Origin of the sequence: Limnohabitans sp. MMS-10A-178 (genome assembly GCF_003063375.1) — a bacterium.
Taxonomy (GTDB): domain Bacteria; phylum Pseudomonadota; class Gammaproteobacteria; order Burkholderiales; family Burkholderiaceae_C; genus Limnohabitans_A.
Genome location: NZ_NERY01000001.1, coordinates 503449 through 517345, shown reverse-complemented (window position 1 = coordinate 517345; position 13897 = coordinate 503449). Strand labels below are relative to the sequence as shown.

The window sequence follows — 13897 nt, the reverse complement described above, 5'->3', positions numbered from 1 at the left end:
TCAGAGTTCTTGATTGGTGTTGCTGGGGTAGTGAACCCATTCGGCTGTGACGGGGCTCGGTGCAATGGCACTTGGAAACATCACCCAGCCTTCGGCCTTTTTAGACAAGGCAAACCTGGTAGCGGGAAACCTCACCCAACTTTCAGTTTTAGGATTGATTTTGGGTTTGGTGGTTTTTGTACCTGCCAACATTCCTTTGGCTGGCGTCTTTGTGTCTGATGGGCTTGCATCAGCCAATTTTTGAGCTTGAGCCGCTGCAACTTGAGTCAATTTGTCACCCAACTGCGCTTCCACCATATTGAACACTTGATTCTGATTGGGCACCTTCAAGGCCGTGCTCAGCTTGGTCACACTGTTGACGTCCTTGCTGAAGTGCAAGGGGTTGAGTGCTTTAAAGGCTTCTGCCAAAACCTCTGGTTTGAGGTCATGATTTGGCATGGTTTTGGCAATGATTCGCTCCAGCGATTCGCCCACGATGGGGGTGTAGGTGAAACTTGACTTGAGGCCCTCCCAATTCACCAAGCTGGAAGCTTGAATGCTAGGAGTTGCTGCTAAACCAAAGGCCAGAACAGCAGCTGCAAAAATGGGGCGGTAGGCGTGTGTCAAGGTTTCGACTCCTAAAGGGAGAAATCAAGGGTTTTGACACTCCCTCCTGCAAGACACATGCCATCGAAAAATTGACAGGGCTAGACCTTAGGCTGTACCACTTTCTTCAATCGCCACAACAAAAACATAGCAATGCTCAAATTCAAAGCATTCCAAAGCACACCATTTACAAAGGCTGCGTGATAAGACCCTGTTAAATCAAACACCTTGCCCGACATCCAGCCCCCCAGCGCCATGCCAATCATGGTGGCCATGATGGCAGCGCCTACCAAAACCCCAACTCGCTTGGCAGGAAAATACTCGCGAACAATGATGGCATAGGCAGGCACAATGCCGCCCTGAAACAAACCAAACAAAGCCGAGATCACATACAAAGAAACCATGCCATCGAACGGCAAAAAGAGCAGCAATGCCACGCCCTGAAGCAATGATCCAAGCGCCAAAGTTTTGAGCCCGCCAATACGGTCACAAATGGCCCCCGAAATAAGCCGACTCACAATGCCACAGGCCAACATGAGTGACAACATTTCAGAACCGCGCGCTGCTCCAAAGCCAAGGTCGGTGCAGTAAGCCACAATGTGCACCTGCGGCATGGCCATGGCCACACAACAGGCAACACCCGCCACGCAAAGCAAAGCATGCGCGGTGTTAACCGGCAAACCAAACGGTCGTTCTGAAGCCATAGACTGAACACTGCCAGGCGCTGCCACCACCATCATGGGCGGACGTTGCTTCATTAAGAACGACAAGGCCAGCATGCCCAGGCCACACACAATGCCAATCCAAATGTAGGTTTCGCGCCAGCCCAAAGTTTCAACACCCTGCTGGGCCAGCGCGGGCCAAATACTTCCCGCCAAATAATTGCCACTGGCACACACTGCCACGGCAATGCCGCGTCGCTTGTCCCACCACAAAGAGGTGTCGGCAAGCAGGGGCGCAAATGTCGATGAACTGCCCAACAAGCCCATGAGCAGGCCGTGCGCCAATGCAAACAACCAAATGTTGGAAGCCATGCCGGCCAAAATAAAGCCACTGCCCACGCCCACGGCGCCAATCCAGAGGGCCACATGCACGCCCCATTTGTCGGCCAACTTGCCCATGGCCAGCCCCCCCGCACCAAAGCCCAGCATCATGAGGGTGTAAGGCAGAGACGCATCGGCCCTAGAAACGTCAAATTCTTTTTGCACTTCGGGCAACACCACCGACACCACATACATGCTGCTGCCACCCAAAGTCATGAGGAGAAGCGTGATGAAGAGGCGCCGGGCGGCGTAGGCCGAGTCAATAAGGGAGGCGTCGGCCTGGTTGGATGTTGCAGTATTCACCAACTCACCTTATCACCCCCAGGACCGATCTCTCCTCCCTGATTTCCCTAAAAGCAGGCATTTTCCTGATGCTATAATCCCGCTTCTCCAAGGCCCGGTAGCTCAGTTGGTAGAGCAGCGGATTGAAAATCCGCGTGTCACTGGTTCGATTCCAGTCCAGGCCACCAAATTTACACCGTAAGTACGCAAGTGCTTACGGTGTTTTAGTTTGTAGTGTCATTTACCTGATGTCCGAGGTTTTTAAAGAATCCCCTAAGATGTTGCAAACAGCGACATTGAAGGAGTCATACATGTCAGACATCAACTCTCTTCCCTTGAGAGACGCCAGAGCTGTGGTTCACGGCTTAACCAATCTGTCCCTTCATGCGCAGCGCGGCGCCAGCGTTATTCAATCTGGCAAGGGTGTTTGGGTTCAGGATATTCATGGCCGCGACTACATTGAGGGCATGTCTGGTTTGTGGTGCATTGCCTTGGGTTATGGCAATGAACGTTTGGCCAATGCAGCCCACAAGCAAATGTTGGAGTTGGCCTATTACCCGCTTACCAACCACAAAAGCCACCAGCCTGTGATTGCTTTGGCCGAAAGATTGTTGTCGATGGCGCCCGCTCCCATGTCCAAAATATGGTTTGCCAGCACAGGCTCAGAGGCAATCGACTGTGCGGCCCGTTTGTGTTGGTATTACTGGAACGCTGTAGGCCAGCCAGAAAAGAAGAAGTTCATGTCGCATTTGTTGGCCTACCACGGCAACACCATTGCCGCAGCCAGCTTAACTGGTGCCAGCTACGCGCACGACAAATTCAATTTGCCGCTGCCCGGCTTTATCCATCTCACCACGCCTCACTTCACCAAAAATGGGCAAGCAGGTGAAACAGAAGAAGCATTTTGTGATCGGCTAATTGCGAACATTGAGCAGCGCATTCTGGCCGAAGGCGCGCACACCATCGCAGCTTTTTTTGTAGAGCCGGTCATGGCGGCTGGGGGCATCATTGTGCCGCCCGCGGCTTACTACGATAAATTGCAGCGGCTTTTAAAGAAGTACGACATCTTGTTGGTTTGCGACGAGGTGGTTACAGCTTTTGGCAGAACGGGTGAGATGTTTGGTTCAACCACCATGAAGCTTCAGCCCGATCTATTGGTATGTGCCAAAGCTTTGTCGAGTGCTTACATCCCCATTTCTGCACTCATGATTTCGCCGCAAGTTTACGAGCCCATTGCAAGACAAAGTGGTGAGCTGGGCATGTTTGGCCTCACCATGACTTATTCGGGACATCCCGTTGCTTCTGCGGTGGCATTGGAAACACTGAATATCTACGAAGAACTCAACATTGTTGAACACGTAAGGCAAGTGGGCCCGTGCCTTGTGAATGGCTTGAAGCAATTGGAAAGCCACCCAAAAGTCAAAGAAGTGCGTGGCATTGGGCTCCTGGCGGGCGTTGAGCTCACAGCCAACCATGGCCGTGAATGCGCCAAGCTGGTAGAAGAAGAGGGGCTGATTGTGCGCGCCATTTGTGACACCATTGCCTTTTGTCCACCCCTGATTATTTCTGAGGCTGAAATTCAAGAATTGTTGGCACGATTTACAAAAGCCCTCAACCGACTTTGAAATCTTGAATTCTTGACTTTGGCCAAAACCCTAACTCAAACATCTAACATTGCCGATATGAAAGAAACAACGCTTCGCGCAAGGCTGCGCCAACGCCTACAAGAACCTGGCCTGGTTGTGGCACCCGGCGTTTTTGACATGGTCTCACTTCGCTTGGCCGATTCATTTGGCTTTGATGCTCTGTACATGACAGGCTACGGCACGGTGGCTTCGCACATGGGCTTGCCCGATGCGGGGCTTGCCACTTACAGTGACATGGTAGGCCGCGTGACTGCCATGGCGGGCATGGCCAAAACGCCGCTCATTGCAGATGCCGACACAGGTTATGGCGGCCTCCTCAACATGCGCCACACCATTCGTGGCTATGAAGCCGCAGGCGCCGCAGCCATTCAATTGGAAGACCAAGAGTTTCCCAAAAAGTGTGGCCACACACCAGGGCGCAGGGTGATTGCCATGGAAGACATGGTGCGCAAAATCAAGGTGGCTGTTGATGCACGTACCGACCCCAACTTTCTCATCATTGCCCGCACCGATGCTCGCACCACGCTGGGCTTAGATGAAGCCTTGCACCGCGCAGAAGCTTATGCGCGAGCAGGCGCCGACATTTTGTTTGTGGAGTCGCCTGAATCGGAGGAAGAGATGCGGCAAATTGGCCGATCGTTTGATGTGCCTTTGCTGGCCAACATGGTGGAGCGTGGCCGCACACCTGTGTTGTCGCGTGCCGAGCTGGAGTCGATTGGCTACAAACTGGCCATCTTTCCTGTCACTGCGTTGTTGGCGGGCGTTCATGCCATGCAGCGCGTGTATCAAGAGTTTCAGGCGCAAGGCTCTTCTAGCCAGGGCGCTACCGAGCTCTATGATTTTGCCGATCTCACCAAGCTAATGGGCTTTGAAGACGTCTGGGAATTTGAAAAAAGATACGCTGAACCAAACTGAATTTAAATCTAACTGGAGACAAAATGATGAGCAAAATTTTTCGCAGGCAATGGCTACAAGCTGCCTTCTTGGGCGCTTCACTCACCTTGATGGGCTCGGCCATTGCCCAAAGCTATCCCAGCAAGCCCATCCGTTTGGTGGTGCCCTTCACCCCTGGTGGCGTGACCGATACCAGCGGCAGATTAATTGCAGAGCAATTGTCAAAGCGCTTGGGCCAACAAGTGATTGTGGACAACAAGCCAGGCGCATCGGGCAACATAGGCACACAGCAAGTGGCCGCCGCTGAAGGCGATGGCTACACCTTGCTTTTGGGTTTTGACGGCACCTTGGTCATCAACCCGCATGTGTTTCCCAAAACAGGCTTTGACACCCTCAAAGATTTTGCGCCCATCGGCAAAATTGGTGATGCCGTTCTAATTTTGGTGGCCAACCCCAGCTTTCCCGCCAAGAACCTCAAGGACCTCATTGCCCTGTCTAAAACCCAAGCGGGCGGCTTGTCTTATGGCACTTCAGGCACGGGCGGCACACCACACATTGCGGGCGAGTTGTTGCGCCAAAGAACAGGCGCAAATTTAGTTCATGTGCCTTACAAGGGTGGCGGGCAAGCTCTGACCGATGTCTTGGGTGGCAACATTCCTTTGGTCTACACCGCCATTGCCGGTGCCATTCCCCATGTGAAGTCGGGCAAGTTGTTGCCCATTGCAGTGTCTAGCAGCAAGCGCGCCAGCTCTCTGCCCGATGTGGCCACATTCATAGAAAACGGCGTCTCAGACTTTGAAGCCAGCTCATGGGTTGCATTGCTAGCACCTGCCAAAACACCGCGCGCCATTGTGACGCGCCTCAACACCGAGCTCAATGCTGTCCTTAACGACCCTGAAGTGAGGGAAAGACTCAACGGCATGGGCATTACAGCCGCACCCGGCACGCCCGAGAGTTTTGGGGCCGAACTCAGTAGAGATCTTTCGAAGTACGGCCCCGTGGTCAAAGCGGCTGGCATCAAAGCAGAATAATCCAATCACAGCTTTCACAATCAAGGAAATCAAAATGTTCAGTCACGTCATGCTAGGGGTCAATGACCTTGAAGTTTCAAAAAAGTTTTACGACGCCTTGTTGGGCACACTGGGCTATGGACCTGGCGTGGCCAACAAAAACCGTTATTTTTATCGCAGCCCCACCGGCACCTTTGCCATTTCCACGCCCATCAATGGTGAGCCTGCCAACCACGGCAATGGCAGCACCATTGGTTTTACCGTGAAGTCACCCGAACAAGGCGATGCCTTTCATGCAGCGGGCATTGCCAATGGCGGTACCACCTGCGAAGACCCACCCGGATTTAGAGAAGGCCCCGCAGGCAAGCTTTATTTGGCTTACCTGCGCGACCCAGACGGCAACAAAATTTGCGCGCTGCACCGTCCAAGCAGCACATGAAATCTCCCGCATGAAATCTCCCATCAACATCGTTGATGTTGATCGCCCAGAAAGCTGGACCCGCTACAAAGCGGGCATGTGCGACACCTGCGCGGCCAACTGTTGCACGATGCCGGTGGAGGTCAAAATGCCCGACCTTATTCGGCTGAACTTGGTCAGTACGTTTGAAGCAGAGAACGAAGAGCCCAAACAAATAGCCAAGCGCCTGAGCAAAGCAGGCTTGATTGACCATTTCAATTTCAAGAACAGCATTTTCACGCTGGCCAGGCGCAGCAGCGGCGATTGTCAGTTTTTAGATGCCAAGGGCCGGCATTGCACGGTGTATGACAATCGGCCCAATACCTGCAGAACGCATCCGCAGGTAGGGCCCAAGCCTGGCTTTTGCCCTTATGGCGCTTTGGCGCAAAGCCGCTCTAAATTGTGATGCGCAAGATGTTTGCCTTTAAGTGATTTTTTGCGCCAAGTGAAAGCCATCGCTTAAAATGGCGCTCAACCATGCTTGAAAACACACCATCTGAATTTGACAACAGGCCCCTTTCAAACGGGCCTTTGTTTCAATGGCTAGGCGTGCAATGGCAGGGTGCCAACTACGCCATTTCTCTCAACAGCATTTCAGCTGTTTTTAAAAGCACTCAAGCAGCAGCTCCCAGCGCGTCTTCTATTCAGTTGGATGTGGCTGTGCACGATGGCAACGCCATCTTCATGAAGTCTTTTTCTGATTGTTTTGCCCTTCCGCCAAACGGCCACTTACAAAACTCAAGTGAGTTAACTCAATGGGCCATTGTGTTGAATCCGCCTATTTCGTCTGCCACAGGATGCCGCGTGCAATCGGTGGTGGGTCCGTTTTGGGCCAAGGCCGGCTTGGCCACTTTAGACCACGACGGCCAAGCATGGGCGGTGGTTTATCGGTCTGGCGATATGTCTGGAGAGTCGCATGCTTGAAGGCCGAAAGCTCAGCCTTGAGATGCAGCGCGACAGCAACAGCCGCGTTTGGACAACTCTTTCTTTGCTCATAGGAATAGGCTGTGTGAGTCTGCTGGCCAGCCTGTGGATTGGCTTGACCATTGCGCCACCAGCGCCCGACAAGTCGCAAGACAACATGGCGCAAGCACATGACAAAGTTCTTGAAGGTGTTAACAAACTAAAGAGCGGCTTGGCTGCCGATCAAACTCTTAGCCCTGAGCTCTTTGCAGAACTGGCTGAATTGGTTCCTTTGCTAGATGGCTTTGCGCAAGCCTCAGCCAAGGCCACTCAGGCAGCAGCCGATTCTCGCGATCCACAAATTTGGCCGGGCCGCGCCAATTTGATATTGGACGACCTCAACACCCTCATCTTGGCCAAAGAGCCCACGCTCAATTTGATGAGCACCCGCGATAGTTTGAGCGCGCTGTACAAACCCAAGGGCCCTGTTTCTCCTCAGGCATCCGTGCCACTCTCAGCGTTTCGTGAGTTCAATACAGGCGTGGCCGAGTGGGTGAAGCTCACAACGCCTAACGCCAGTAGCAGCGTCGGTGCAAGTACTGCAAGTGCTGCAAGTGCTGCAAAGTCTCCTGCAATCTCTGCCCCCATCACTTGGGGCTTTGTTGCCAGTTCCAAAGTGCCTTTGCGCCAAATCAATGTCCAAGTGGATGCCTTAGAGGCCGAGTCCAAACTCACCGACAACACCACGGCAGCACAAGCCAAAGCGGCTCAAACTCTTTTGACGGCCTTGAATGCCAATAACTTGACGCAAACAATTCGATCGACTGATGAACAAATGAGCAAAGTTTGGGTGGCTCACGAGCGTTTGTTGGCATCGCTTGAGCAGTTGCCACCGGTGCCCAAAGTGTTTGTGCCGCCAGCACCTTTTTCTTGGTCTCAATTGGCCTTTCCTGGCAATGCGGCAGAGGGCCTGATGGGTGCCATGGCACTTTTAATTGTTGGTCTCTCCGTGCTGTTGGCAACTCACATTTCTGGCCAGCGGCATTTGAAGCTCATGTCTCAAAAATGGCTGGCTCTTACTCAGCAATTAGAGAACACCTTGCGCGAGGCCTCCCAACCTCTGGCCACCTCAATTACCCAGCAAGAAGAGCTCATTGCAGAATTCAACCGACTGCTTGAGCAGTCAAAGTTGTTGCAAGAAACCATGAACACGCCTTTGGAAACGCCGCAAAAGTCTTTAGAAGACCAAGCTTGGCGTGCGGCCGCGCGCATGCAAGCCGACCTAGAAAGTGAGCTCATGCTTTTGCGCGAAAAGCTGTTGAACATTCACCTGCAATTTTGCTCTGGCGCTACCCATGAAAACTTGGTGTACGACTTGGCCTTCACGGCAGAGGGCATTCAAACCGTGCTAACCACCGCGTCCGATTTGGGTCGCTCGTTTGCCCTGCTCAAAGAACATTTGCATCAAACCGATGCGGTGGGCAATGACCAAGAAGTGGTGGCCATGATGTCGCAAATTTCGAATCTCAAAAATTCGGTCAAGCGCATGACCCAACAACTGCGCGACCTGTCCAACAAATTGCAGGTGGCCGTGGAAGATGTGCCCGATGGCAAGAGGTTTGATTTTCTCAACTCGCCCAGAGCCAGTGAAAGAGTGACAGGGAGGCCCCATGGCAACCCATCAGTTTGACCATCTGTCATTGGTGGTGTCCGATGCAGAGCTTAGCTTGCAGGGTTTGACACGCAGCATTCAAGTGGGCTCGGTCGACATGCAACAGGGCGCTTTGTATGCACGCGATTTATCGGGTGCTTTGTCGGTGTTGGGCCTCGATACCGCAGCTAGCTTGGTAGAAGACGTGGCTCGGCAGCTCACTCTGGGTCAGCCCAGTGTTTTGGATGTTGCGCAAGGTTTGCTGCCCAACGTGGCCAGTGCCCTCAAGGATATTCAGCTGGGGCAAATTCTGGAGCCCGATGCGCAGCTCAAAGTGTTTGGTCCTTGGGCTTCTAGGCTGCAGGTTTTGGTCTCGCGCGATACTGCGTCACTTAGCAGTTTTGAAGCTGTGGCACCCAAGAGTGCACAAGCTCAACTGCTAGGCCAAGGCGATCCTGGCTTTAAAGCCATGCGCATGAAAGGCCTCAGCCTCATTCAAAACGCCCGCATTGTGAACCAACGCGACGACGAACGCACCGTGGTGCAAATGGACGCATTGCTCAGTGAGCTGCAAGACTGGACTTTGCGAGTGGGCCAAGTGCCTTTGTCGCAACTGTTTCCCATGTCTGCTCAAGCCATGCAAGAGGTTTGGTTAGACAGCAGTTTGCTTGATTTGCTAGACCCGCTCAGAGAATTGGGCGCCCAAGCCGGCAGCATTCAGGCGCAATCTAGAAGCCTCACCATTTACATGGACTGGCTGGGGTTGAACCTAAGCAACGATGAGTTTCAAAAGCTGGGGCAGTGCATGGCGGCTGTTGCAGGCCATGTAAAACGCTTGGCAGATGGCTACAGATTGGTTTTTCCGTGCAGCCTTTCGCGCATGCGCATGACGCCCTATGTACAAAATGGCGTGCGCTATGCGGTGGGTGCGGGTCAATTCATTCAGTTTGACCCCCATGCCGATGGCTCAGGCTTTGCAGGCGTGCTCACTTTGTGTTCGGGCCTTGTCAATCAAACCCTTCAAGTAGAGCGCGTGTTGCCTGCTCAAAATATGAATATTTTTGCCGTGCCCCCAGATATCCCCAAGCCAGAAGGTGTTTCGGGCGTGGCTTTGGATGCCATGGGCGAGATCTATTATTGTTTGAGCATGACTTGATAAATGGCATAACCAGCTCACTTATGCGTACTTTGCTATCTATTTTCTGTTTGATGTTTTGCTTGGCAAGCCCTGCGCAAGCTGCATTAAGCGTTCAGGCTGAAGATGCCGTAAAACAGTTTCTAGATCAACACCCTTCTTTAGAGGGCCGGGAGTTCAGCATTCAGTGGGAACCAAGCAAGCTGGAATTTCCAGCTTGTACTAAAAACCCAAGTGTTGAACTTTTAAGAAAAGACAAGGCCTGGGGCAAGCTTCTTTTGAATTTAAGGTGCGATACAGGTCGGGTTTGGGCCAGGCCCGTTAGCCTTTATGTGGTGGTCAAGGGGCGCTATTTGGCAGCCACCAGGCCCTTGAAGTCTGGGCAAGTTTTAACGCCAAGCGATTGGAAATGGGTGGACGGCGACCTGTCAAAGATGGGCGACAGCTTGGTAGACAGCCCAGAATTGCTCAAAAACATGGAGCTCAGCCGGGCTCAGCAGGCCGGAAACGCCCTTCGACTAAACGATTTCAGGCCAATGTCCGTAATTAAATCGGGAGACCAAGTTCGGGTGGCCATTGTGGGCCGTGGATTTGGCATCGATGCGTCAGGACAGGCTCTGGCTGACGCGGCTTTGGGGGCATCAGTTAAAGTACGTATTTCTGATGGCAAAATAATCCAAGGCACTGCTGTTTTGCAGGGCGTGGTTGAAGTGGTGATGGAATGAGGTAAATCATGGTGATTAAAAATGACATTCGTGGATTGGCACAACCCAAGGCGCCTAGCCTTCAGGGTGGCCCTGCTGCTGCGTCTTTGCAACAACCTACACCTAACAAATCTGAGCCAGCCGTTCGCATTGGCATTAGCGAAGCGGCTGTGTCTGTGGCTGCTCAATCTAATGCCAGCACCAGCGCCGCAGTAAAAGCCCACGCCAGCGACAAATTTGACATTGAGTTGGTGAAAGAAATTCGCCAACGCTTGGCCGACGGTACCTTTGAAATTGATTACAACAAAGTGGCTGGCAACTTGTTGGGTGATGCAGTGGCAGCGGTTCGCGCAGGTCACAAATAAAGCACCACAACTTAGTACGCCTGCATGACATTTGAAAACACGCATGCCCTGGTAGAGCAAGTGGCACAGGCTGTGCATGACTTGCGCATCACATTAGAAAATCACGCATTGCCCGGACTAGAGGCGGCCATTGTTAACAGCCAAATGGCCCTCAAAAGCTTGGAAAACCACCCAGGCGGCGTAGATGGTTTGAAACAACTCATTGCCACCTACACAGAAGACCAACAAGCGCAATTGAACAACCGCCTGGCGCAGGCCCGATCTGACCATCAACTCAACAGCGATCTCATTCGTTTGGCCATGCAGCGCAATGCGGCACTTCAGGCCTATGCGGCGCAATCTTCTGCCGGTGCTACTTACTCAAGCGAAGGCGGCGTATCGTTTTTAGGTGGTGGTCAGTTGCTTGGCAAGTTCTAAAGCCAACACTTCAACTCAAGCTACTCAACAATAGCTCAACCAACTTCCACGTTAAGCAAGGCCCGAATAGAAATCATGGCCTGTGTGTGCAGCTGGCTAATGCGGCCTGGCGTGAGGTCTAGCACTGCTGCAATTTCTCGGTACGACAAATCTTCTTGGTAATGCAAGGCCATCACCAAGCGCTGCTTTTCTGGCAGCGTTTTTAAAATGTCTACCACCTGCCCCAAGAATTGTTGGCCTGACACCTTTTCTAAGGGGTCTGCAGAATAATCGGTGGGCAACAAATTTTCGGGCACATCGTCAATAGGCATCACATTCACGAAGGTGTCGATCACCACAAAATACTCTTCTATGGACACGCCTGCTTCTTTGGCAATTTCTTGCTCGGTGGGCAGCCTGCCCAAGCTGTGTTCTAAGCGCTGCGTTACTTTTTCTAGCAAATCGAGTTGGTCGCGTTGGTTGCGCGGCAAGATGTCTTCTTTGCGGCAGGCATCGTAAATGGCGCCTCGAATGCGCATGCTGGCATAGGCTTCAAAGCTTTGGTTGGGTTGCGGCACATAACGCTGCAAGGCATCTAGCAAACCCGTCATGCCTTCTTGAATCAGGTCGTCCAACATCACATTGGCGGGCAACTTGGAGCCAATGCGCGAGGCAATGCGCTTTACAAGCGGTTGATATTGTTTGAGTTGCTCACCCAAATCTTGTTGATACTTAGGCGGCATGCTAGTGAATCAACAGATGGTTGGTGAGCTTGGCAGTGAGTTCGGGCCACCTTTGCCAAGCACTGTGCAAAGGCAAATTTGCAACCGATGTATCTATGTGGCCCAGCACTTTTACATGGGGGCCTAAATTGGTTTTGACTTTTTCTTCGGCCCAACCCAATGTATTGACAGAGGTACCTGCTTCACCGGCCAAAACCAAGCCCCAAGACGCTACCGGTGTTTGATCTTGAATGTGGGCCAACCACTCAAAGGTTTGGTTCAGCTCTGCCGCTTCGCATCCAGTTAAGGCCGTGCAATGAATGCGTGGGCCATAGTGCTTGAAGCTGTCTGCCTTGAGCGCGGCCGTTGAAACAACGATGGTGTCAAACTCTACGCCGCTTCGCATCAATCGATCGGACAAAGTTTGCACGCTGTCTTGGATGCGAGCAGTGTGCAAAGACAAACCATACCAAAGTGTGGGTTGCAAGGGCGATACGCTTTGTTCAAGGTCTACAAAGCCTTGAAGGGTTTTGGACAAATCAAACTTCACTTTGCAAGGCAGAGGCCATTGCTCGCGGTTGGCAAAATCAATTTCGTCTACCCACATTACGGTTCGCTCTAATGCCACCAAGCTTTGGCTTAGTTCGCTCATCAAAGACAAGGCCAGCGAGGGCCTGGTGGGGCAACACAGCACATGCACTGGCGGCGGCGATTGACCAAACAACTCACGAAGACCATCGGCTTGGTCTTTGAGCCCGTTCAGTGTGGCCGGTTCACTCATGAAGCCTTGACCCAATCGTTCAATTGGTCGGCCATGTGCACCGGTATTTGATCGTCGGGAATTTGCAAACGGCTAGACAGCATGCGCGGGCGCAATGCTCTGTGGCTAAGGTAGGCCGTGTTGGCTTGGCTTAAGTCTTCGGGCACGCGCTGGCCGTTGGCCAAAAACATAAGCGGCAACTGATGGCGAATGAGGCAATCGAGCACAGGGCCAATTTGCGCGGCCTCATCTGTTTTGGTAATGATGGCCGCGGTTACAGCGCGAGACTTTTCATTCTTCTCGGCCATTTGGTACATCAAGATCACATCTTCTTGCGTGCGCAAATCGGTGGTGCTGCTCATGACCAAAATGCGCTTGAGCGCAGGTGCTCCTTCTAGCAACAATTGCGACTGCTCAAGCATTTGGGTGTCGCGTTGGCTCACACCGGCGGTATCTAGCAAAATAACTCGGCGGTCTTTCATGCTACTGAGCTTGGAGGCCAAATCGTCGCTGTCGCGCAATGACACCACAGGTACGCCAATAATTTTGGCATAAACCTTCAATTGTTCTTGCGCGCCAATGCGAAACGTGTCGGTGGTGAGCAAGGCCAATTGGTCGCGGCCATAGCGCAGCACACAGCGCGCAGCAATTTTGGCAATGGCAGTGGTTTTACCCACGCCAGTGGGGCCAATAAAAGCAAACACACCACCGGGGTCAAACACCGAGAGCGGGTCTAGGGTTTGAATTTTAGATTCGAGCAAGGCCTGCAAGCGATCCATCAAGGGCACATCGGAAGGGCCTTGCGCGCTCAATTGATCTGCCGTTTCACCACAAAGTTGTGGAGAAAATCCTGCATTCAAAAGAATGCGAAGTGCTTCCGCTTTTTCTGTAGATTGCGCCTGCATGTCGTCCCACGCTCGGGCTGACAAATGCGTTTGCAGCAATTGCTTCACTTCAGAAAACTCGGCCAACAGTTTGTCGACGCGCTTGTCTTCGGGGGGTGAAAAATCTGCTGCTGATGGCTTGAAAACCTTAGGGGCAGCGGCCGTTGCAGGCGAGCTAAAGCTATTTGCAGAAGCCGTGCTGCTAGGGCTTGGAGCTAAAGGATTAGCAGCTGGACTTGCAACTGGCGCCACTTTGGCTTCAGGCCTTTGCGACATCTTGGCCAGTGCTTCTGGCGAAATGGCCACAATTTCCACACCGTCTGGTGTATCTCGGGTGGACAACACCAAAGCATCGCCACCCACTTGCTCGCGAACCAGCTTAAGCGCTTCGGTGGTGGTAGCTGCAATGATTTTGTGGGGGGCCATTTGAAAGAGTTATTCCGCTTTATTGTGTTTATAT

Annotated in this window: 16 protein-coding genes and 1 tRNA gene; 12 read left to right on the top strand and 5 right to left on the bottom strand. The window is 52.6% G+C overall.

What is annotated here, in order from left to right; translation table 11 throughout:
* Both B9Z32_RS02570 and B9Z32_RS02565 read right to left on the bottom strand, forming a co-directional pair.
* A complete protein-coding gene (locus tag B9Z32_RS02570) occupies positions 1-606 on the bottom strand; it encodes a hypothetical protein (RefSeq protein WP_108419801.1) in 606 nt (201 codons plus the stop codon).
* Between the two features lie 80 nt (positions 607-686).
* Complete coding sequence (locus B9Z32_RS02565) at positions 687-1934, bottom strand: MFS transporter (RefSeq protein ID WP_233248032.1); 1248 nt, start codon at positions 1932-1934, stop codon at positions 687-689.
* Positions 1935-2022: 88 nt separating this feature from the next.
* Here B9Z32_RS02565 and B9Z32_RS02560 point away from each other — a divergent pair.
* The 12 genes from B9Z32_RS02560 (at position 2023) to B9Z32_RS02505 (ending at position 11092) form a co-directional block, all read left to right on the top strand.
* Positions 2023-2098: transfer RNA gene (locus B9Z32_RS02560), tRNA-Phe, on the top strand.
* Between the two features lie 123 nt (positions 2099-2221).
* Complete coding sequence (locus tag B9Z32_RS02555) at positions 2222-3535, top strand: aminotransferase (RefSeq protein ID WP_108420941.1); 1314 nt, start codon at positions 2222-2224, stop codon at positions 3533-3535.
* 57 nt (positions 3536-3592) lie between these two features.
* Positions 3593-4471 (top strand): oxaloacetate decarboxylase, encoded by an 879-nt coding sequence (locus tag B9Z32_RS02550; protein WP_108420940.1) that lies wholly within the window; start codon positions 3593-3595, stop codon positions 4469-4471.
* Between the two features lie 26 nt (positions 4472-4497).
* Complete coding sequence (locus tag B9Z32_RS02545; RefSeq protein WP_369909347.1) at positions 4498-5481, top strand: Bug family tripartite tricarboxylate transporter substrate binding protein; 984 nt, start codon at positions 4498-4500, stop codon at positions 5479-5481.
* A gap of 34 nt (positions 5482-5515) precedes the next feature.
* Entirely contained in the window at positions 5516-5899 is a 384-nt protein-coding gene (locus B9Z32_RS02540) for a VOC family protein (RefSeq protein WP_108419798.1), read from the top strand.
* Between the two features lie 10 nt (positions 5900-5909).
* Positions 5910-6323, top strand: a complete 414-nt coding sequence (locus B9Z32_RS02535; protein ID WP_108419797.1) for a YkgJ family cysteine cluster protein — start codon at positions 5910-5912, stop codon at positions 6321-6323.
* Positions 6324-6394: 71 nt separating this feature from the next.
* Complete coding sequence (locus B9Z32_RS02530) at positions 6395-6841, top strand: hypothetical protein (protein ID WP_146179442.1); 447 nt, start codon at positions 6395-6397, stop codon at positions 6839-6841.
* On the top strand, positions 6834-8510 hold the full coding sequence (locus B9Z32_RS02525; RefSeq protein ID WP_108419795.1) for a hypothetical protein: 1677 nt from the start codon (positions 6834-6836) through the stop codon (positions 8508-8510). The genes B9Z32_RS02530 and B9Z32_RS02525 overlap by 8 nt, the downstream gene beginning before the upstream one ends.
* Complete coding sequence (locus tag B9Z32_RS02520) at positions 8491-9627, top strand: hypothetical protein (protein ID WP_108419794.1); 1137 nt, start codon at positions 8491-8493, stop codon at positions 9625-9627. The genes B9Z32_RS02525 and B9Z32_RS02520 overlap by 20 nt, the downstream gene beginning before the upstream one ends.
* A gap of 23 nt (positions 9628-9650) precedes the next feature.
* On the top strand, positions 9651-10331 hold the full coding sequence (gene flgA, locus B9Z32_RS02515) for a flagellar basal body P-ring formation chaperone FlgA (protein WP_108419793.1): 681 nt from the start codon (positions 9651-9653) through the stop codon (positions 10329-10331).
* Between the two features lie 8 nt (positions 10332-10339).
* Positions 10340-10675, top strand: a complete 336-nt coding sequence (flgM, locus tag B9Z32_RS02510; protein ID WP_108419792.1) for a flagellar biosynthesis anti-sigma factor FlgM — start codon at positions 10340-10342, stop codon at positions 10673-10675.
* A gap of 24 nt (positions 10676-10699) precedes the next feature.
* The gene (locus B9Z32_RS02505) at positions 10700-11092 is read left to right on the top strand and encodes a hypothetical protein (protein WP_108419791.1); all 393 of its coding nucleotides are present in this window, start codon (positions 10700-10702) and stop codon (positions 11090-11092) included.
* Between the two features lie 35 nt (positions 11093-11127).
* Here the strand turns inward: B9Z32_RS02505 and B9Z32_RS02500 are convergent, their stop codons facing one another.
* Genes B9Z32_RS02500 through flhF form a run of 3 tightly spaced genes read right to left on the bottom strand, consistent with a single transcriptional unit; the run spans position 11128 to position 13863 of the window.
* The gene (locus B9Z32_RS02500; protein ID WP_108419790.1) at positions 11128-11814 is read right to left on the bottom strand and encodes a FliA/WhiG family RNA polymerase sigma factor; all 687 of its coding nucleotides are present in this window, start codon (positions 11812-11814) and stop codon (positions 11128-11130) included.
* Position 11815: 1 nt separating this feature from the next.
* Complete coding sequence (locus B9Z32_RS02495) at positions 11816-12574, bottom strand: hypothetical protein (protein ID WP_108419789.1); 759 nt, start codon at positions 12572-12574, stop codon at positions 11816-11818.
* Positions 12571-13863, bottom strand: a complete 1293-nt coding sequence (gene flhF, locus B9Z32_RS02490) for a flagellar biosynthesis protein FlhF (protein ID WP_108419788.1) — start codon at positions 13861-13863, stop codon at positions 12571-12573. The genes B9Z32_RS02495 and flhF overlap by 4 nt, the downstream gene beginning before the upstream one ends.
* Positions 13864-13897: the final 34 nt, after the last annotated feature.

Bases quoted from the DNA above. Each gene is read 5' to 3' on its own strand.
- B9Z32_RS02555 (WP_108420941.1), top strand. From the start codon at position 2,222: ATGTCAGACATCAACTCTCTTCCCTTGAGAGACGCCAGAGCTGTGGTT.
- B9Z32_RS02550 (WP_108420940.1), top strand. From the start codon at position 3,593: ATGAAAGAAACAACGCTTCGCGCAAGGCTGCGCCAACGCCTACAAGAA.
- B9Z32_RS02545 (WP_369909347.1), top strand. From the start codon at position 4,498: ATGAGCAAAATTTTTCGCAGGCAATGGCTACAAGCTGCCTTCTTGGGC.
- B9Z32_RS02540 (WP_108419798.1), top strand. From the start codon at position 5,516: ATGTTCAGTCACGTCATGCTAGGGGTCAATGACCTTGAAGTTTCAAAA.
- B9Z32_RS02535 (WP_108419797.1), top strand. From the start codon at position 5,910: ATGAAATCTCCCATCAACATCGTTGATGTTGATCGCCCAGAAAGCTGG.
- B9Z32_RS02530 (WP_146179442.1), top strand. From the start codon at position 6,395: ATGCTTGAAAACACACCATCTGAATTTGACAACAGGCCCCTTTCAAAC.
- B9Z32_RS02525 (WP_108419795.1), top strand. From the start codon at position 6,834: ATGCTTGAAGGCCGAAAGCTCAGCCTTGAGATGCAGCGCGACAGCAAC.
- B9Z32_RS02520 (WP_108419794.1), top strand. From the start codon at position 8,491: ATGGCAACCCATCAGTTTGACCATCTGTCATTGGTGGTGTCCGATGCA.
- flgA (WP_108419793.1), top strand. From the start codon at position 9,651: ATGCGTACTTTGCTATCTATTTTCTGTTTGATGTTTTGCTTGGCAAGC.
- flgM (WP_108419792.1), top strand. From the start codon at position 10,340: ATGGTGATTAAAAATGACATTCGTGGATTGGCACAACCCAAGGCGCCT.
- B9Z32_RS02505 (WP_108419791.1), top strand. From the start codon at position 10,700: ATGACATTTGAAAACACGCATGCCCTGGTAGAGCAAGTGGCACAGGCT.
- B9Z32_RS02500 (WP_108419790.1), bottom strand. From the start codon at position 11,814: ATGCCGCCTAAGTATCAACAAGATTTGGGTGAGCAACTCAAACAATAT.
- B9Z32_RS02495 (WP_108419789.1), bottom strand. From the start codon at position 12,574: ATGAGTGAACCGGCCACACTGAACGGGCTCAAAGACCAAGCCGATGGT.
- flhF (WP_108419788.1), bottom strand. From the start codon at position 13,863: ATGGCCCCCCACAAAATCATTGCAGCTACCACCACCGAAGCGCTTAAG.